We start from the raw sequence: 20,458 nt of genomic DNA on the forward strand, positions 1-20,458 counted from the left end.
TTTTATATTTTGCAATAACCGTTTTCAAAACAGACTGAGCCATTTGCGATTTAAGACCAAATTTTTCTCTTAGAGTAGAATACAAAACCTTATTAAGTGAAAACTGCTTTAAATCATGAGTTTGGAATACATAGTCTGAAACATAATTACAGGCATCCCGATAAACAGACATAGTTTCATCAAGCATAGCTTTATTTGTATCAGTGACGGCTATTTGAACTTTTGCTGTTATAGTTACCTGTTGCATAGATGTACTCCTTTCTGTTTCACTAAAAATATTATATAATAGTAGTTAGTGAAATTCAATCATTATCTGAGGTAACTCATGGACAATAGATATAATCGTCATAACAGACAAAAATACAGCCTAAAAGTACATATAGTTCTTGTAACTAAATATCGTAAGCAACTACTAAAAGGTTCTATTGCTGACGATGTTAAGCAAAAGATTTTTGATATAGCCAATATTCATGGCTACGAGATAATTGCTATGGAGACAGACAAAGACCACATACATTTCTTAATAAGTTATGATACGACTGATAGGGTTTGTGACATTGTTAAGATTGTAAAACAAGAAACAACATATTACCTATGGCAAAAGTATGGTTCGTTTCTGTCTAAACAATATTGGAAGAAAAGGATATTTTGGTCAGACGGATACTTTGCATGCAGTTTTGGAGAAGTATCGTCAGCAACTATACAAAAGTATATTGAGAGTCAGGGTTAATGGCTAAAGGTTCACAAGGCTCCTCCCACCACCTAAAGGTAGTGGGTTTCCGCCTATGGCAAACGAAAGGATTTAATTTATGAATCCTATGTTGAAAAGTTAGAGCGTACCAATCTAATACAAGCCATGAATGTAAAGAAAAAATATTGACTTCACTCGACTATTTGTTGTATTTGATAAATGATATTCTAGATATGAATAAAGTAGAATCCGGTACACTTGTTTTAGAAAACAAACCATTCAACCTAATTGATATTATAAATAAAATTATTGCGATTGTTGAAACAAACTGTGAACAACACAACATTCAATTCTTTGGCGGTAAAGATATGAGCAAGATCATCCATCGCAATTTTGTGGGTAGTGGTGAATATTTAAACCGCCTATTGATGAATATCGCAAGCAACGCCATTAAATACAACCGTGAAGGTGGTTCTGTTACATTATATTGCACCGAATTATCGAGTGATGATACACATGCCCTATATGAATTTGTATGCAAAGATACAGGTCTTGGCATGAGTGAAGAATTCCAAAAACACGCCTTTGAACCATTTACCTGCGAAGGTAAACCAACCACAACCGGATATAATGGTACAGGATTAGGTTTATCCATTGTCAAAGACATTGTAGAAATGATGCATGGTACGATTCAAATGGAAAGTAAAGAAAATGTGGGTACAACCTTTAGGATACTTCTTCCTTTACAGATAGATCCAAACCCACAAATCATAAAACCCATTCAAACTAAGCCATTAAATCTTACAAATAAAAAAGCACTCCTTGTTGAAGACAATGATATCAACCTAGAAATCGCAACCATTCTGTTGCAAGATCTAGGGCTTGATGTATCGACTGCTCGAAATGGACAAGAAGCCATTGATCAATTCAAAAAATCTAAACTTTACACTTTTGATTATATTTTTATGGATATTATGATGCCAGTTAAAGATGGATTAGAAGCAACAAAAGAAATACGTGCCTTACCAAGAAGTGATGCGAAAAGCGTACATATTCTTGCGATGAGTGCCAATGCATTTGAAAGTGATATTCAAGAATGCCTAAAAGCAGGTATGGATGGACATATCGCAAAACCAATCACTATGGAATTATTAAAAGAAAAATTAGCGAAATGAAAAGGGTGAGATATCACCCTTTTAGTCTGCATATGGCTTTAAATAATCTGCATTCAAAATTAAAATCTTATTATCGACTATACGAATGACATTCTCTTCTCTTAATCCACGCAAAATACGGTTGACGCTGTTTCTGGTAGAAATACCACAGAATCCTGCAATATCATCATTTGTGACCTGCATATCAATCAATATACCTTCCTTGATTTCTTTTCCAAACAAAGAAATCAAATTATAAAGAAAGGCATAGATAGCGCCACTCTTTCCATTCATTGTCATACATTTTTGGCGATACAGAGCTCTTTGTAGATTTTCACGATAATATGCCTCAACATATTCTTTTAATTTTTCATCTTGCTTTACAGCCCTTGAGAAATCTTCTCGACCTACCAAAAAAAAAGATGCCTCTTCACTTTCAACACGAATTCTTATACGATACGCAACATCTTCACGAAGTGTGTCGCTCATTAACGAAAGAAGATTGGGTCCTTTGGCGTAAGTTATATTATATTCACGTCCATCCTCTAAAATGGAACTCACCTTTACGACACCTTCCTTTAAGAAAATCATCTTTTCTAAACCGCACATTATAATATCATGGTTCTTTTTTGAAACAATTGGGACTTCCATCTTTTCTAGATATTTAAGCACATAGTCACAATTCATCTTCGTCACCTCTATTATTATTTCCATTTTATCATACTTCAGTAGATTCTTGTTAGCAATTGATATTTATTATATTACCAATCATGGATAATTGTTTTTGTATAATACACAACAAGATGATATACTTATCTTTGCTGGATAGCGTGTCCATAAAGTAATTTGCATATCCAGTTTCCTATGAATAGAGCTGAATTATTTGCCACATCATCTAGTTCAGCTTTTTTTTCATTTCAAAATTCATGATATAGTAAACAAAACTGGTTGTAACCAACTCATGATAGTCTTTCTTGTTATGGCAGTTTTAAGAGTCGACATCCCACATTTTAAGTCGGCTCTTTTTATGTTGCATGAAAAAAGGCGGATTATGCATCCACCTTAACATCTACAAATTGTTTTAAATACTCGACGTCCAAGACCATAATTTTATTATACAATGTGCGAATAACATGTTCTTCTCTTAAGCCGCGCAAAATACGATTCACGCTATGTCTTGTAGAAATTCCACAGAAACCCGCAATATCATCGTTTGTGATCTTTAGGTCGATCAAAATTCCATCACGCGCTTCTTTTCCAAACATTGTAACCAAATAGTATATAAAAGCACATACAGCACCATTCTTACCATTCATCGTCATTAATTCTTGTCTTGAAATTGTTTCCGATAATTTCTTACGATAATACGTATTCACGTATTCCACCAATTCAGAATGTTCATTTAATAATTGATTAAATAATTCTTTAGAAACACAATAAAAACTAGCTTCATCACTCTCAACACGAATCATCAATGAAGAAAATTTACAATCAACAACTGCATCTTTAAACATAGATAAAATATCAAAGCCTTTTAAATACGTAATATTAAATTCACGTCCATCACGCATTAAAACACTGACCTTCACAACACCTTCTTTTAAAACATATACATTCTCATCTTCCATCTTTAAAAATGTATGTCTTCTTTTACGAATAACAGGCACTTCGTGCTCTGAAAAAAAGTCTAAAAATAATTCACACCCCATAATTTAAATCATCCTTTTTCAATATCGTTTATTATAACACACTCCTTCTTGTGATACGTTAACAAATCACACAGTGAGAAAAAAGAATAGACCTAAGCCTATTCTTCTATGAGTTCAAATCGATATTCCTGCTTCACATCCGGATACTTGTCATGATCTACTTTTGACACAAACATTTCATATGGACGAACAAAATATTTATAATCCCCATATAATGCTTGATAAACCACAATCTTCTCTTCCCTGAATGCGTTTCAGAATGTCTATTTGCTAATACTTTCATAAATTCTTTCCTGCAACGTTGTTTGACGAATACGCTTTAATTTTAAGCGTACCTGCGTTTCAAATAAGCTCCTATTGCCAATAATAAAAAGCTGTTTTTTAGCACGCGATATCGCCGTATATAAAAGACGCTTTTCTAACATGTTTTTCGCATTCACATCCACAATACAGAATACCGTCTGATATTCATTACCTTGGGATTTATGAACACTGATACACCATGCGTGTTTTAAGTAATATAGAAAGTCTGTTGAAAAATCAACAATCGCATTTGTGAAATCCACGGAAATCACATTCTGTTTTGAATCAATGTTAACAATCGTACCAATATCCCCATTGTAAACATCTTCATCCGGTAAATTCTTCAACAACATGACCTTATCGTTTTCACGAAAGATTGTTGTTCCTACCTTCATCTGATTCTTTTGCGGACTTTTTGGATTGAACAACACCTGCATCTGACGATTGATCTCATCAATGCCAGCAGCCCCTTTATACATTGGTGCCAAGATCTGCATGGAATCTAGATCCATATCTTTGACATAATCAATTAGGGCATCCATAATTTTTGGCGTTGTTCTTTCAATAAACTCAACACCATCCTCATAATGACACGTAGTTTCTTCACGAATTTCTTTTGCCAAAGTCACGATTCCAGAACCACTTGACTGTCTAAAAATCTTCTTTAGATGGACCGTATCAATCACATCCGATTTAATTAGATCTTCTAATACCTTTCCAGGACCCACACTCTCTAACTGATTTTCATCACCAATTAAAAGAATGCGACAACGCTGTGGAAGTGCCTTTAATAATTGGGCAAATAAGTGTGTGTCCACCATACTAAACTCATCCACAATAATAAAGTCGACATCTAATGGATCCTCCTCATTTTTGCCGAAGGAATTATCTTCTAAGTTCCACTGCAGCAAGGAATGAATGGTTCTTGAATCACAATTTGAAAGTTGTGCAAGTCGCTTTGAAGCTCTTCCTGTCGGTGCACAAAGCTGAATCTTACTATCTGGATATACATCCTTACAAATTTCCAAGATTCCCTTTACCGTCGTTGTCTTACCAGTACCAGGACCACCCGTTAAAATCATAAACGAACGATCGAAGAACAATTGAATCGCATCCTTTTGTTCCTGATCATATGTAATAGCTAAACTAAACTCCACTTGTTTGATTTTTGATTCAACATCCACACTTTCCACTTCAAATAAATGATTTTTCAACTCTTTGGCAATCGTGACCTCATCTTCATGTAAAGTAAAAGGATAGATTCGAGTATTTTCAACATACAAATATTGAAGTGAAACCAAACGATCAATACTTTCCTGAATCAAGGATTCATTTACACCACGTACATTTTGAAAGATTGTCGCAAATGTAATATATGTATTTCCAGTCGCCATGGATAGTTGTCTAGCCAATTCATAGATATAGGCATCTAATCTTCTTGGATCCTCATTGGATAAGCCTATGGCACTTGCCATCTTACAAGCGGTTTTATATCCAAAACCATACACTTCATAATAAGGTTTGAAACAATCCTGTTCAATCACATCCAACACATTATCATATGAGTCCAACAACATCTGAATCTGTCTTGGACTCAAGCCATACTTTAATAGCTTTGCATATGTCTCATTAAATCCTGTAAATTCTTGAATACCCTTTTGAATAATCAATATCTTTTTGGCAGTCAAATTGGGCACTTCATGTAAAAGTTCTGGATTATTATGAATCTTCTCTAAACAATTCTCGCCAAGAGTCTCATAAATACTTTCGGCTGTTTTTTTACCAATCGTAGGAAAATTCTCACCACAAAGAAAATGAATGATCGCATCCGAATTGTCTGGCAATTTCTTTTTGGCCAAATCCACACGAAACTGCTCCCCATACTTAGGGTGTTTTACATATTCCCCCTGCAAAACATATTCTTGATCTTCGATTGGATCTTCAATTCTTCCAGCCGCTGTAAAATTATGATACGTCTTTAATTCTGAAAAACCAGCAACGACATAATGATTGGCTTTATTTTCAAAAATGATATATTCAAGCCTAGCCTCGATGTCCATTGGCTGTCTCCATAATCAATTGATTTAAATTCTTGCCATCCTTGAAAACTTCTTCAATGACACCCCCACCAATGCACTTGTCGCCATCATAAAATACAGCTTCCTGTCCTTCTGTAACAGACGCAATTGTTTGTGGATATTTTACTAACACACTTGTATCATCCAATCTTTCGATTTCGATATCTTGATCCTTTTGACGATATCTAAATTTACAAGTACACTTTGTTGGAATCTCATCCAAGCTTGGCAAGATCCAGTTGATTCCTTTTACAACACACGAATCTGAATACAATAAATCTCTTTGGTCTGTACGACATACATAAAGAATGTTCTTCACAACATCTTTTCCAACCACAAACCAAGGACCCTTTTCATGATCTATATTTAAACCTTTTCTTTGTCCAATCGTGTAATATAAAACGCCCACATGACGTGCAATGACTTTACCTGTATTCACATCTACAATGTCACCATCTTTACTAGGAAGATAGTTCGATAGGAATTGTCTGAAGTTTCTTTCTCCAATGAAACAAATACCCGTACTATCTTTCTTTGTCGCAACCGATTCTAAGTTTAATTCAGAAGCAATCCGACGAATTTCTGGTTTTTCTAAATTTGCCAAAGGGAAAATCGTTTTAGCCACCTTACTCTTTTCAACCTGACACAAGAAATATGTCTGGTCTTTATTCTGGTCTTTAGCACGTGTTAAATATGTAAAGCCATTCTCTTCCTTATTGTTTGAAGCATAATGCCCTGTAGCCACCTTATCAAAACCTTGTTTCATAGCATATTCAAAAAATGAATCAAACTTAATATATTTATTACATAAAATATCTGGATTTGGCGTACGCCCCTTTCCATATTCACTTAAAAACGTTTTAAATACGTTATCCCAATATTCTTCAATAAAATCAACACGCTGTAAAGGCAAATCCAAATGATTGGCAACCGCTAACGCATCTAAATAATCCTGTTCCTGAGGACAAGTATCATCTTTGATTGTAGGATTTCCTGCAATATCATTATTCGCAAAACTATCCCAGTTACGCATAAAACAACAAGTCACATCATACCCTTGTTTCTTTAATAAATAAGCTGCAACAGCAGAATCTACACCGCCACTTAATCCAACTAATACTTTCATATGTAATCCTCCAACTATCAAAAATTATATCATAAAAAAGGACCAAGCCCGAAAAACTTGATCCAACAATTCAAAATGGTGCCCAGGGCCGGACTCGAACCGGCACGGTATCGCTACCGGTGGATTTTGAGTCCACTGCGTCTACCAATTTCACCACCCGGGCAAAAAACAAATATTTAATTTTAAAAATGGTGCCCAGGGCCGGACTCGAACCGGCACGGTATCGCTACCGGTGGATTTTGAGTCCACTGCGTCTACCAATTTCACCACCCGGGCATTGCTTGTCTATTATACCAAAAGATAGAATGTCATGCAAGGATTTTTTTTAAAAAGCCACTAAGCCAAAAAATGCATCCTTCTTAAACAGATGCATTATAATATGTCGCAATATCACTCTCTGAAATATAGCCACACTCAGCCATCGCCTTTAATACGGCATATTGTTTTTGTTTGGCTTGGGCAAAATGATAAACTAATTCATAATTGTTTGGCGATTGGGGAATTCCTGCAAGTAAAGAAGCTTGAGCTATGGTCAAATCTTCTGGATCTGTATCAAAATATCCATAACTTGCTTCATAAATACCTGTATAGTTATTTCCATAATTGATCACATTCACATATAGGGCAATGATTTCATTTTTAGAATAATGTTTCTCCAAATAACGAGCTACAAATAATTCTGTACTTTTACGATCCCATGTACCATCAAACATACCATATAAATTTTTAGCCAATTGCTGCGTAATCGTAGAACCACCACTTTTTAATAGATTATCATCCAATTGGGATACAAGTGCACGCATAAGCCCAATATAATCAACGCCTCCATGATCATAAAAACGACGATCTTCTATTGCCACCGTTGCTCGTACAAGTTCAGGTGATAAATCATCATATCCGACAAAAGTAGATCTAGATGTGACTTCATTTACCACATCATCCACAGATTGAGATTGTGTTAATTCTAAATAACCCCAATATCCTTTACCAAAAAAGATGCCTACAAAGGCAATAATCAAGATTAATAATAATTTAAATATAAACTTAACAAACTTTTTCATATCTAAACATTAACATAAGAAAACGAACTTGTAAAATTACAAGTTCGTAAGATTAATCCTTTAAAGTCACGTGTGAAGCATCTTTAAAGATTGAATTTGCCGCAATTTGACCACGCACACGAGATAGTGGATATACATTTGTGTGTGGACCAATAATCGTTCCTGGACAAAGTACAGAGTTACATCCAACTTCTACATAGTCACCCATAAAGGCACCGATTTTTCTTAATCCTGTTTCAAATTCTTCAACCACATTATAATTTTCATCTTTTCTTCTTAAGATGATATTGTCACGAGCACTCTTTAAATTACTTGTGATACCCCCAGCACCCAAGTGAGAATGATATCCAAGAATACTATCTCCTACATAGTTGTAGTGAGGCGTTTCTACATTGTCAAATAAAATACAGTTCTTTAATTCCACACTGTTTCCAACCACGCAGTTTGCGCCCACTAAAGCACTTCCACGCACAAAAGCACAATGACGAACCTCTGTTTCAGGACCAATGATGCATGGAGCTCCTAGATATGCACTTTCAAAGACATTGGCACTCTTGTGTACCCAAACATGTTCTTTGACTTCCACATAATCTTCTCCTAAGTTTTTACCTAGTTCTAAAATCAAGTCTTTGATTCCCGACAAAGCTTGCCAAGGATATTCAAACTTTGCTAAATAATCCTTTGCTAAAGTATGATCTAAATCATATAATTCGCTTATTTTGTACATAAAATTTCCCTCTTTCTTACCACTCAGGCTCAAATTTGAATTCAACCTGAATATCATCTTCATTTATATCTAAAATCGCATAGCTACATGGCTTTCCATCTCTAGAATGCGATAAAGATCCTGGATTTACTAATGTAACACCATCAACACGATCTAAAAAGGATACGTGTGTATGTCCAAAGCATACAATGTCACAATTCAATTCTTTAGCACGATTCACCAATTGTTCACTTCTTAAAAAATAAGAGAACCGATGAGAATGTGTTACATAAATTTGATGTTTACCAATCGGTATGATTCTTTCATTTTCAAAACGACCAAAATAATCATTGTTTCCACGCACAATGATATAGCCCGGATAATACATCGGATCATCCTCTAAATCACCACAATGAATAAACAATTTCGCGTTTGGATGTTTTTCCTGGATTGTTTTTAATATATCGTTTCTTCCATGAGAATCACTCACAACAACTATTTTCATAAAGTCTTTTACTCCAATTCATCCGGAAATGACATTTGTTCCATGCCCTTACCACTATCATGCATGATTTTCGCGGTTTTTACACCCACATAACGAAGCATAAAAGGCTGATACCAATGTCCCGTCTTCTTTTCTTGTTCTTGTTGGTAACGAACTACAAAACCATAGCGATACGCATTTTCTTCAATCCATTCCATACGCTTTTTACTTTCTTCAGACAATTCTTCTTCGACTTTTGAATAATCATATTCATCATCGACATATTGCCTACATAGATTGATCCATTCATCATGACCCTCTAATACAATCGTATAGCCGAGTTGCTGCTCATTTTTACCGGCACTAAACATATAGTGGTCAACACCCTCATATTCTTTGGATGCGTTGACATATTGACCTAGAATTTGTTCATAATTCAAATAACCACTGACCAAATTCAAATGATCCTGCCCATCCATAACAGACGCATACGAATCTAACATATTCGTTAGATCTTCGACCATACATGTTTGAACTAAGATAGTATTAAATGTCGTAATCTTTTCTGGTATATACTTATATACTGTATTTTCCTGATTTAATACGACATACGGATTGGTTGGATCGGCAACCAATCTTAAATCTGGATACAATACAGCTTCGTTTTCATAGAACGTCGTTAAATCAATATATGAATAATGCATCAACAATTGTTTTAAAGAATCATACGAAAAATTCTTTCGAAAACGATTCACAAAATTGACGATATATTCATTATCTGCATCCTGCGTTTCCTTGGCTTCTTTATAATATAACGTATTTTTTAAATTGAAATCTTTCAACTCTATAAAATCCATAAATTTATCCGGTGAAATATGTTGATTTACCAAATAATCAATATCATCACTATCTAGATATTTTAATAAAACATCACGATTTTCATCGGTTGTATAAGGATATCGAGCTAAAGGATCATACGATTTATCCATGCTATATAGACAATATAAGCCCACCACTAGACAAACCACAATCAATAAAATACGTGCCCGCAATTCTTTTTTACTAATCAAAATAAGTACCTCACGCACCCCATTATACTAGACTATTAATTCTCATGCAAACGAGCATATAGAATCTTAGCCACATCTTCTGGAATCACTTCACTCAATTGTTCTACACTCGCAAGACGCATCTGCTTCATGCTTTTAAAATGCTTCAACAATTCCTTTTTGCGCTTAGGCCCAATACCGCTCACCGTATCCAATACAGATTTTGTCATAGACTGATCTCGAAGTTTTCTATGATACGAAATCGCAAAGCGATGCACTTCATCCTGCATACGTGTTAATAAGAAGAATAAGCTCGACTTGGGATCAATCTGAATTTCATTTAAATTTACATCCATCAATGCTCTTGTCGCATGCTTATCATCCTTTACGAGTCCTGCCACTCTTAAATCCAGCTGCAACATATCTATAATTTCTTTGGCAGCCGCAATCTGTGCAGCACCACCATCCACCAACAATAAATCTGGCATCGGCAAATGTTCTTTCAACAATCGAAAGTATCTTCGATAAATGACTTCTTTCATACTGTCCACATCACTGCGATACCCATCTAATTTATAATGACGATATGAATTCTTATCAGGTAAGCCATCCTTAAAGACAACCAAACCACTCACATTAAACGTACCTTGGATGTGGGAGTTATCAAACATTTCAACCGTATGAATATCCGCATTGAATATTTTCGACAACGTTTCATTGGCCTGACGCAACTCATTATCCTTACGAAATACCAGTTTAAACTTCTGCTCATGTGCTTCCTTGGCATTTTTATAAACTAAATCAATCAGTTTCTTTTTTTCACCACGAACCGGAATATGCACATTCGTATTTAAAGCTTCCTTTAAAACGTCCACAGGCGTTCCAGGCGGCACCAAAATTTCTTTTGGCACCACATTTTTTTCATAATACTGCATGATAAAGCTAGTAAAGGCATCCATCTCATCTTCATACAACGGTGTAATTGACATATTTCTCTCCAATAATTTTCCTTGACGAATAAAGAAACCTTGAAAAGAAATGTATCCAGAATCCACATAATATCCAAATACATCACGATTAGCACGATCTTTAAAGTCAATCGTCTGTTTTTCAATGACATGTTCTAATGCTTGGATCGTATTATAGATTTCCTGTGCTTTTTCAAACTGCAAGTTTTCACTTGCCTCCATCATTTTAGCCTGCAAAGAATCCATCACCTCTTTGGTGTCTCCCTGCAAAAACTTCTTAATTTTTTTACGCGTCTTTTCATTTTCCTTAGGATCAATCTCATGAATACAAGGTCCTAGACATTGGTGCATGTGATAGTACAAACATGGAGAATCTGGAATATGACGACATTTACGTACACAAAAGATCTGATTGATCAATTTCACGATTTCATAAGCCGACTGACTACTTGGATACGGTCCAAAATATTCACTTTTCTTATTTTTGATATTTCGTGTTGTACGCACCACAAAATTATTCTCTTTTGTGATCTCAATATATGGATATGTCTTATCATCCATAAACATGATGTTGTAAGGTGGCGTATGTTTTTTTATTAAATTGATTTCTAATAATAAAGCCTCTTTTTCACTGCCCGTCACGATAAATTCGAAATCATGAATGTGCGACACTAAACGCGTCGTCTTATTGTTGTGGGTACCATGAAAATAAGAACGCACACGATTCTTTAAAACTTTGGCCTTTCCCACATACAATATATTCTGATTTTCATCTTTCATGATGTAGCAACCAGGAGAATCTGGAAGTAAGGCTAATTTATCTTGTAGATGTTTAGAAACACTCATTTTATCCCCTACTTTAATATAACGATAGTTGCACCAAGTCCACCTTCATTTGGACCGGCACTGTTAAACTTAGAAACGTTTGGCTGTTTCTTTAAATCCTTCCAAACAGCCGTACGCAAAGCACCCGTACCCATACCATGAATGATACGTACTTGTTTAATGTGTTTAACGACAGCTTGATCTAAATATTTATCTAAAGCAGCAATGCCTTCTTCGACGCGCATTCCAATAAGATTCAACTCCAAAGGAAAACGACTGGATACCGATTCTACATGTGCTTTATAAGTTGCTTTCTTGATTTGTGGCTTATGCATAGGCTCCAACTTCGAAATTTTCACCTTCATCTTCATACCATTCGTTAAAACGGTAGCTTCATTTCTTCGAATATCCACAATTTCACCATGCGAATTCAAGCCTGTGATTTTTACATAATCACCAACCTTAAATTCTTTCTTATCGTCTTCAACTTCTTCAACATGCTCATTTAAAAGATCCAGTTCATGCATTTTTTCAATCTGCTTATGCTGCTTACCCGTCTTTTCTTTACGAAGCACAGTTAAGATTTCTTTGGCCTCTGCCTTTTTCTTTTCGAGCATCTCATTCAATTGTTCCTGATACGATGCATCCAATTGGGCCTTACGCTTTTCGATTTCTTTTTCTTTTTCGTAAGCCTCCTTTTGAACGCGGTGTGCATCTTCAATCAATTGATTAAAACGCTCCTTTTGTTTCAAGACATCATTTTGAAGTTTTTCTAATTTCTCCAATTCTTTTTCTGTCTGCTTTTCATTTTCATTCTTTAAAAAATCTGCTCTTTCTAAAATGGACTCTTCTAAATTGTATTCTCTGGCAATATGAAAGGCATAACTTGCTCCAGATACACCAGGAATATATTTATAGGTTGGCTTTAATGTTTCTGGATTAAACTCAACACTCGATACTAATACAGAATCATTCGCTTTTCCATATGTTTTTACTTGCGAATAGTGAGTTGAAGTAATAATCGTACTTCTTTTTGAGATCAAATACTCCAAAATCGCAACCGCAAGACTAGCTCCTTCTAATGGATCGGTACCATTTCCAATTTCATCCAATAAGATAAAACTATTCTCATCACTCTTCTGACAAATATGAGAAAGACGAGAAATATGACTTGAGAAAGTCGATAAGTTATTTTCAATGGACTGATGATCTCCAATGTCAAAATACATCGATTGATAGAATGGTAGAATGGCTTTATGACATAATACGGGAAATGCAGCATGGGCCAAAGCTACAAAGAGTCCAATTGTCTTTAATGTGACAGTCTTACCTCCCATGTTTGGCCCTGAAATCATAAGGCAAGCTTGTTTATCATTTAATTCATATGTGTTACAAACCACTTTCTTTTCATCAATCAAAGGATGTTTGGAATGTTCTAAATACATAGAGTGATCTCTTGATTGTAAAGATGGAATGCATCCATCATAGCGTACAGCCCATTTTGCCTTTGTGAAAGCTACATCAATTACAGTTAATGTTTCTAATGCCGAAGTTAAAGACAACGCATTTTTCTTAACTTGCATCGACAATTCCTTACAGATTCGTTTCTTTTCTTCTTCAATACGAATCATCAAAGAAGAAATCTCATTATTATCAGCTACAAAGCTGGATGGTTCAACATAATAGGCAAGTCCTGAACTTGATTGTCCATGAATCATACCGCCAAAGGCATTCTTATCTTGGGCACGAACCAAGACAACAACACGTCCAGATACGGTTGTCGTCATATTTTCCATAAGTTTTGAACTGTTCTTCTTTAAAAACTGTCTTGATTTTGATTGTAATGCTAAGCGCGTATCTACCAACGCCTTATGCATACTTTTTAATGCAGGTGTCGCATCTTCTTTAACCGATCCTGTTAGATCAATCTTTGAAAGGATTGAATCCTTCAAGCGTGTACATCCATCCATAGATTGAGCTAAATTTGTCAGTTCTGGATAGTCAGGTCCATCCAGGCTTTGTTTGGTTTGTTTAACAGCTGTTAAAAAATGGTAGATGGAAATCAATTCTTTACTTGTTAGTGTCATCTGTTTCGAAGCTTTTGAGACTGGTAAAGAAATATCATTCGCTCCTGATAAAGAAAGTAAGCCTCCGGCTTGTTCAAACTGAATGGCTTCTTTGGCATAATTTAATTGTTCTTGTATTTCTAATTTATCAAATACAGGCAACGCATTTAAAATTTTTTCTTTGGCACAAGAAAAGCTAGAAAATGCAGAAATCTGTGTTAATACACTTGAAAAATCAATGGCCTGGTTTAATTCATTTCTAAAATTTTGTTCCATAAAATACTCCGTTCTCACCTATTTTAACACAAAATTTATGGTAAACTAAATAAGGTGATTAAAATGGCAACATTGACAAAGAATATGACAAAAGAAGAGATCTTTCAATTAAAAAATCGATTATCTCCATTTATATTAAAAGAAAGTACACCACAGTATACGTACTATCAAATCAAAACGAAAGAATGTTCGATTACGGCATATACAAGTGGTAAAGTTGTATTTCAGGGAGCCGATCTTTCTTGGTTAGAACCGAAACCAACGCATAGTGAAGCACAAGATGAAGCGGGCAGCGATGAAGTGGGTACTGGTGATTATTTTGGTCCGGTTGTAGTGGCTAGCTGCATTGTCACAAACAAGGCTCGCAAAAAACTTGCGCATCTTGGCATTCAAGATTCAAAGCAGGTGGATGATGTTAAGATTCGTAAGCTTGCACCTATCATCAAGGAAGTATGTCCACATAGTATTTTGATTGTTCCCAATTCAAAATATAATGACATGCATGATACTTGTAATATGGTGGATATGAAGTGTCGTCTGCATAACCAGGCTTATGTAAATTTGGTACATAAAGGATATACGCTTCCTAAGCAGATTGTTATTGATCAGTTTGTGCAAGAAAAAAGTTACTATCGCTACTTACAAGGCTTTCCTGAAGTCATTAGAGGTATCACATTTGAGACCAAGGCCGAAAACAAATACCTGGCCGTAGCTTGTGCGAGTATCCTGGCAAGAAATGCCTTTCTAGAAACGTGGGATCTTATGGAAGAAAAATATGATTTCAAATTTGAGAAGGGTGCCGGAAGCAAGGTGGATGTGTGCGGCAAGAAATTCGTACAAAAATTTGGAAAAGAAAAGCTTTACCAAGTGGCAAAGCTTCATTTCAAAAACACACAGAAGATTGGAGTTTAAAATAAAAAGCCATCCAATTGGATGACTTAGCGCTCACTGATTTTTGTTTCTACATCAATCTCATAAGGAAGCTGTACAAGCTTTACACCCGCCTCATGAAACATACGCTTACTGGCAATATTGCCTTCGGTTCCATCATACTTATCACTTTCATATACTACGCAAGAAATACCAGCTTGAATAATGGCCTTTGCACATTCATTACAAGGAAATAACGATACATATAAAGTACAACCATGAAGGTCTTGAATACTATTTAAAATTGCATTCAATTCAGCATGCACAACATAAGGATACTTAGTCTCAAGAAATTCACCATCTCTATCCCAAGGAAACTCCTCATCTTCACAACCATAAGGAAAACCATTGTATCCAAGTCCAACCACTCTTTTTTGAGGATTGACTATACAAGCTCCTACACGCGTATTTGGATCTTTTGAACGCTTTGCACTCAAATGAGCCATGCCCATAAAATATTGATCCCAACTTAATACATCATCACGCATTATTCTTCCCCTTCTCTAAGTTCATTTAAAACTCTTTTAAAAGTAGGTTCTAAACCAATCTCAAAACGCATCTTTTCCTTTGTCGTAGGATGCACAAATTCCAACGCACACGCATGCAACAATTGACCATTGGCCTGAATTGTTTTTCTAGGACCATACTTAGGATCTCCTGCGATTGGATGTTCAATATACTGCATATGAACACGAATTTGATGTGTTCTACCTGTATCTAACTGACACTTGATATACGCAAATTTCTTGAAGTTTTCCAATACTGTAAAATGCGTAATCGCATCCTTCGAATTATTTGCGGTAACCGCCATTTTCTGACGATCCTTTTCATCACGACCTATTGGAGCATGAATCGTGCCATGCTCGTGCGTAAAAGGATTATGTACAATAGCTACATATTCACGATGACACGTTTTATCCTGTAATTGCTGACTTAAAGATTCATGGGCCACATCATTCTTGGCAACAACCAATAATCCAGACGTATCCTTATCAATACGGTGTACAATGCCTGGACGCATCACTCCATTAATACCACTCAAATCTTTACAATGATACAACAACGCATTCACTAAAGTTCCAGAATAATGACCAGGAGCTGGATGCACAACCATGCCCTTTGGCTTATTGATCACAATAATATCATGATCCTCATATACAATATCCAAATCAATGGGTTCAGGAAGAACTTCGGTAGAATCTAGTTCAGGAATAGAAACCGCGATTTCGTCTCCTACACAAACTTTATAACTTGCCTTCATCACCTTTTGATTGACCAAGACATTTCCTTCGTCTAATAAATCTTTAATTCTCTTACGTGAAAAATCCAATTTTTCCGCAAGAATCTTGTCCAAACGATCCAATTTAGTATCTTCATCTATCTTTAAGATTCTTGTTTCCATCTCTCTTGCTCCTTCTTATCATCTATAAACATACTTACTAATATTAATGCGATACCCACTGTAATACAGATATCTGCTACATTAAATACGGGAAATGGATAGCCAAAAATATAGAAACTAAAAAAGTCTCTTACAAAGCCTAGCGTCATACGATCGATAAAGTTTCCAATAGCTCCCGAAAAAACTAAAGATAAACAAATCTGATAACGCGAATCATTCGTTTTAAAAAACATATATACCATTCCAACTAAGGCAATAATGGTAAGTGCGGCAAAGAAACCCATTCCAGCTTCCGCAAACATACTAAAACCTGCACCTGTATTTCGAACATATGTCAAATAAAAGAAATGATTGATCATTTCAACCGAATCATTTAATGCGATAGACTTCTCAACAGCCCACTTTGTCCATTGATCCAGTCCCAAAGTGACCAACACAATCAATAGTGAAGCCACTGTAGTTTTACCTTTTTTCATATACTTCCCCTTTAAAAAGACTTGTTTTTTCGATGCAAAAATAACATCTTAAAAAACAACCATACACTCATCCCAATCGCAATGATGTACCCAAAAAATCCAAGTGCTGGTATCCCCATAATCATCGGCTTCATCTTTGTCGTACAAATCAAACTTGAACCCATAACCAAAGCGGCAATCAACACACATACAATCAAACGATTCACCATTTGATCAATCTTGGCAAGTGGAGCTTGAGAACCCATTAGATTCAAATTGACCTTGATCTGTCCTCTTTGAACCATCTTCAACACATCGCTTGCCTGCACAGGAATATCCACCGAACGAGAAAGCGCATCAATACTACGCTTAAATCCCGACTTGATTTCTTTCTCCCAATCAATTTTTGTCAAACTTGACTTATGACTCATCGCAATCTTCATCGTATTCATATTCGGATCTAAAGCAGTTAACGTTCCTTCAATTGTCATCATAGAACGTGCTAACATACTAATGCCTTTAGGCAAAGAAATCGAATATACATGACAAATTGAAAACATATCCTGAATCAGTTTGGCAACATCAATTTCTGAATATGGAACACTCAAATATTGATTCACAAAACGATCCATATCCGCACAAAAAGTCGTATAATCAATCTCCTTTTTACAATCCCCTATCATCAAGATACAATCCACTAACTTTTGTGTATCCCTCAAGGCAATGGCACGAACAGCCTCCTTCATCGTTTCACGTTCATTCGCATCTAAAGCGCCCATCATACCAAAATCGATCCATACGATTTGATTATCACGAATTCTTAGATTTCCCGAATGTGGATCTGCATGAAAGAAACCATTCTCAATAATCTGTGAAATATAATTAAATGCCAATTTATCGGCTATCTCACTACGATCATAGCCCAGTTCATCTAATTTTTTTGAATCAGTAATCTCAATGCCATCTACATATTCCATCACAAGAATATTCTTTCTTGTATATTCATCATAAATCTTTGGCGCATCAATAAACTTACAATCCTTATAATCATTCTTAAAGCGTTTCGCAAATTGAGCCTCAATCGTAAAATCCATCTCCTGTTTTGCGGTTGTCCAAAATTCATCGATGACCATATCTAGATCCACTACGCTTGATACAATATCTGAAAGATTCAATATCTTAACAGCCTTTCTTAACAAGGCTACATCACGTTCCATCCACTCATAAATCTTAGGACGCTGAATCTTAAGCACAACTCGTTTTTTAGACTTCAAAGTAGCTGCATGCACCTGCGCAATAGATGCTGAACCTAGACAAATCTCATCAATACTTTCAAACTCTTCTTGAAATAAATCGCCGTACGTCTCTTGAATGATTTGTTCAACCATAGAAAAAGGCATGGGACTTGCCTGCGAGCGAAGCTTCATCAACTCTTTACAATAACGCTCAGAAAACAGATCCTGTCTTGTCGACATAATTTGTCCAATCTTAACGAAAGTAGGACCCAAGTCTTCAAGTATCATACGAAACTTAACGGGATCCATCCCCTTTTGGATATGATGTTTTCTTAATATAGATACAATCTGCGCAAACCTTGCACTCGTTGACATCGTATTCGTATCACTCATCGTTTCACATCCTGCTTTCTACGTAAAGGCGTATTTGTCACTTTACCCCTTTTTAAATTCCTTAGCGAATTTGACTTCTTTTTATCACCCACCAGAATCATTCTCAACAAACGACTCCAGTCTCTATTATTTTTCACCATAACAGTATTTTAACATAATTGTTAAAAATCAAAAAGAAACAGTATAAACTGTTCCTTAATAGTAGTCATCGACGAATGTAATTTTATCCTTTAATGCCTTGCCATATCGAAGACTTACATGAATTTCATCATTATTCACGTAATATTCGTCGTAACTCTTTGATTTAAACGTATTAAAAATGGTTTGAAGATCCTTTGACATCTCATAATCATCCATCTGTAAATCCAATTGATCCCCATCCTGCACAACATGAAGCATTTTAGGATATGTGATCACCAATGAATTATTCGGTAATTGATTATCTTCCACCATCTCATCCACAACAACACGTACATCGCCAACCGAACTTAAATACGTTTTTGTATACAAACGACAACGATCTGGCATTGTCGTTGTCATAGTCTGCGTTTCTTGAGACAAATCAATTTGATTTGGACTAATTTGACTCAATTCATATACAAAAGTTCCACAACCAAACACAAACAATAAGATTGAAACAACCAACAATATACCTAACTTACGCATTTGTATCCACCCTCTTAGGCCAAGCACGAACTAACATCAATAGTATTGCCAAACTTCCTAACACAAAGGCAATATCCATACAATATAATCCAGTACTTGTTGTGGCATATACAATAGTTACATATATCATGACAACCAAGCCAATACCACTACCAATCAAAACGCACGCTACAGGAATCATAGACAAGACTAAGATCACCTTTAAGACATCCGATTCAAGGTGACTTGGCTTTCTTTCATGATACAAAGGACGCTCAGGTGTTGGAGGCAAATCACTCGATTTAATATTATCATTCCAAGTATCTTTGATATCATCCATCACACCCACATTATGCGCATGCAAACGATAACGCTCCACTCTTTTAGCCATGACTTTCACAAAGAAATAAATGGCTAAACATAAATATAGTATGCGACAAAGACTTAGCATAAAATCTGTGATCATATAGATTCCGACAAAGAATGAAAAAATCATAGACAATAAAAATCGGCATAATATATCAACCACGATGACTTTTCCAATCAACAAAATCAACACTAAAACAATCGCATCAAATAAGATGTGAAAAATTTCATTCATCGAAAAATTACCAAGCTTAGAAAACAATTCCTCTACCTTCGCATACACCTTATCAATCGTTTTATCTGCACGATTAGAGAATGGATCCATTGAGTCCGTATTGATCTTATATGCATCTAGAATATCCTTTACCAATTCATCCACATCACCAAATCCAGCAACCGCCTCTTCTTCTGCAACACCACCAGCAATCTTGTCATCAATATATGTTCCATATTCTAATAGGATGTCTTCTCTTTCTTTATCGCTAATCAATGATAACTTTTGAGTTAGAACATCCAAAAATTCCTTTTTTAACACT

The 20,458-nt window shown here is 35.6% G+C and carries 20 protein-coding genes, 2 tRNA genes and 1 pseudogene; 3 read left to right on the forward strand and 20 right to left on the reverse strand.

Translation table 11 applies throughout. The features are described 5' to 3' along the window. A pseudogene (locus FYJ55_RS03710) lies at positions 1–247 on the reverse strand (RNA-guided endonuclease TnpB family protein); the annotation flags it as partial. Positions 248–325: 78 nt separating this feature from the next. Here FYJ55_RS03710 and tnpA point away from each other — a divergent pair. Beyond that, a complete protein-coding gene (gene tnpA, locus FYJ55_RS03715) occupies positions 326–730 on the forward strand; it encodes an IS200/IS605 family transposase (protein ID WP_154555694.1) in 405 nt (134 codons plus the stop codon). Positions 731–924: 194 nt separating this feature from the next. Further along, complete coding sequence (locus FYJ55_RS03720) at positions 925–1,866, forward strand: hybrid sensor histidine kinase/response regulator (protein WP_154555695.1); 942 nt, start codon at positions 925–927, stop codon at positions 1,864–1,866. Between the two features lie 21 nt (positions 1,867–1,887). On the opposite strand, the gene FYJ55_RS03725 is transcribed toward FYJ55_RS03720, so the two are convergent. The 13 genes from FYJ55_RS03725 to FYJ55_RS03780 form a co-directional block, all read right to left on the reverse strand. Beyond that, positions 1,888–2,532, reverse strand: coding sequence for a Crp/Fnr family transcriptional regulator (locus FYJ55_RS03725; protein WP_154555726.1), 645 nt, complete (start codon positions 2,530–2,532; stop codon positions 1,888–1,890). A gap of 362 nt (positions 2,533–2,894) precedes the next feature. Further along, complete coding sequence (locus FYJ55_RS03730) at positions 2,895–3,554, reverse strand: Crp/Fnr family transcriptional regulator (protein ID WP_117571295.1); 660 nt, start codon at positions 3,552–3,554, stop codon at positions 2,895–2,897. Positions 3,555–3,652: 98 nt separating this feature from the next. Continuing rightward, positions 3,653–3,784 carry a DUF1653 domain-containing protein gene (locus tag FYJ55_RS10995; RefSeq protein ID WP_242995589.1) on the reverse strand — a complete coding sequence of 44 codons (132 nt, stop codon included), beginning with the start codon at positions 3,782–3,784 and terminating at the stop codon, positions 3,653–3,655. Between the two features lie 33 nt (positions 3,785–3,817). Further along, positions 3,818–5,917, reverse strand: coding sequence for an SF1B family DNA helicase RecD2 (gene recD2, locus FYJ55_RS03735; protein WP_195836652.1), 2,100 nt, complete (start codon positions 5,915–5,917; stop codon positions 3,818–3,820). Next, positions 5,901–7,061 (reverse strand): tRNA 2-thiouridine(34) synthase MnmA, encoded by a 1,161-nt coding sequence (gene mnmA / locus FYJ55_RS03740; RefSeq protein WP_154555696.1) that lies wholly within the window; start codon positions 7,059–7,061, stop codon positions 5,901–5,903. The genes recD2 and mnmA overlap by 17 nt, the downstream gene beginning before the upstream one ends. Before the next feature lie 76 nt (positions 7,062–7,137). Further along, positions 7,138–7,224, reverse strand: a tRNA-Leu gene (locus FYJ55_RS03745). 26 nt (positions 7,225–7,250) lie between these two features. Continuing rightward, positions 7,251–7,337 (reverse strand) — tRNA-Leu (locus tag FYJ55_RS03750). Positions 7,338–7,420: 83 nt separating this feature from the next. After that, positions 7,421–8,122: a biosynthetic peptidoglycan transglycosylase gene (locus FYJ55_RS03755; protein WP_154555697.1), complete on the reverse strand. Its 702-nt coding sequence runs from the start codon at positions 8,120–8,122 to the stop codon at positions 7,421–7,423. A gap of 52 nt (positions 8,123–8,174) precedes the next feature. Continuing rightward, positions 8,175–8,849, reverse strand: coding sequence for an LbetaH domain-containing protein (locus tag FYJ55_RS03760; protein WP_117571290.1), 675 nt, complete (start codon positions 8,847–8,849; stop codon positions 8,175–8,177). 16 nt (positions 8,850–8,865) lie between these two features. Continuing rightward, positions 8,866–9,333 (reverse strand): metallophosphoesterase family protein, encoded by a 468-nt coding sequence (locus tag FYJ55_RS03765; RefSeq protein WP_154555698.1) that lies wholly within the window; start codon positions 9,331–9,333, stop codon positions 8,866–8,868. Between the two features lie 8 nt (positions 9,334–9,341). Beyond that, complete coding sequence (locus tag FYJ55_RS03770) at positions 9,342–10,382, reverse strand: D-alanyl-D-alanine carboxypeptidase family protein (protein WP_229771062.1); 1,041 nt, start codon at positions 10,380–10,382, stop codon at positions 9,342–9,344. A gap of 35 nt (positions 10,383–10,417) precedes the next feature. Continuing rightward, complete coding sequence (gene uvrC / locus FYJ55_RS03775) at positions 10,418–12,175, reverse strand: excinuclease ABC subunit UvrC (protein WP_154555699.1); 1,758 nt, start codon at positions 12,173–12,175, stop codon at positions 10,418–10,420. A gap of 8 nt (positions 12,176–12,183) precedes the next feature. Further along, a complete protein-coding gene (locus FYJ55_RS03780) occupies positions 12,184–14,496 on the reverse strand; it encodes an endonuclease MutS2 (RefSeq protein ID WP_154555700.1) in 2,313 nt (770 codons plus the stop codon). A 63-nt stretch (positions 14,497–14,559) separates the two neighbouring features. On the opposite strand from FYJ55_RS03780, the gene rnhC reads away from it, so the two are divergent. Continuing rightward, positions 14,560–15,408 (forward strand): ribonuclease HIII, encoded by an 849-nt coding sequence (rnhC, locus tag FYJ55_RS03785; protein WP_154555701.1) that lies wholly within the window; start codon positions 14,560–14,562, stop codon positions 15,406–15,408. Between the two features lie 26 nt (positions 15,409–15,434). Here the strand turns inward: rnhC and FYJ55_RS03790 are convergent, their stop codons facing one another. The 6 genes from FYJ55_RS03790 to FYJ55_RS03815 form a co-directional block, all read right to left on the reverse strand. Then, positions 15,435–15,914 carry a deoxycytidylate deaminase gene (locus FYJ55_RS03790; RefSeq protein ID WP_154555702.1) on the reverse strand — a complete coding sequence of 160 codons (480 nt, stop codon included), beginning with the start codon at positions 15,912–15,914 and terminating at the stop codon, positions 15,435–15,437. Beyond that, positions 15,914–16,828 (reverse strand): RluA family pseudouridine synthase, encoded by a 915-nt coding sequence (locus FYJ55_RS03795; RefSeq protein ID WP_154555703.1) that lies wholly within the window; start codon positions 16,826–16,828, stop codon positions 15,914–15,916. The genes FYJ55_RS03790 and FYJ55_RS03795 overlap by 1 nt, the downstream gene beginning before the upstream one ends. Next, positions 16,810–17,304: a signal peptidase II gene (gene lspA / locus FYJ55_RS03800; RefSeq protein ID WP_154555704.1), complete on the reverse strand. Its 495-nt coding sequence runs from the start codon at positions 17,302–17,304 to the stop codon at positions 16,810–16,812. The genes FYJ55_RS03795 and lspA overlap by 19 nt, the downstream gene beginning before the upstream one ends. An 11-nt stretch (positions 17,305–17,315) precedes the next feature. Next, positions 17,316–18,911 (reverse strand): ABC1 kinase family protein, encoded by a 1,596-nt coding sequence (locus FYJ55_RS03805; RefSeq protein ID WP_154555705.1) that lies wholly within the window; start codon positions 18,909–18,911, stop codon positions 17,316–17,318. A 195-nt stretch (positions 18,912–19,106) separates the two neighbouring features. Further along, positions 19,107–19,577, reverse strand: a complete 471-nt coding sequence (locus tag FYJ55_RS03810) for a hypothetical protein (RefSeq protein ID WP_154555706.1) — start codon at positions 19,575–19,577, stop codon at positions 19,107–19,109. Next, entirely contained in the window at positions 19,570–20,457 is an 888-nt protein-coding gene (locus tag FYJ55_RS03815) for a DUF1700 domain-containing protein (RefSeq protein WP_154555707.1), read from the reverse strand. The genes FYJ55_RS03810 and FYJ55_RS03815 overlap by 8 nt, the downstream gene beginning before the upstream one ends. Position 20,458: the final 1 nt, after the last annotated feature.

This window comes from Holdemanella porci, from assembly GCF_009696075.1.
In the GTDB taxonomy this organism is placed as follows: domain Bacteria; phylum Bacillota_I; class Bacilli_A; order Erysipelotrichales; family Erysipelotrichaceae; genus Holdemanella; species Holdemanella porci.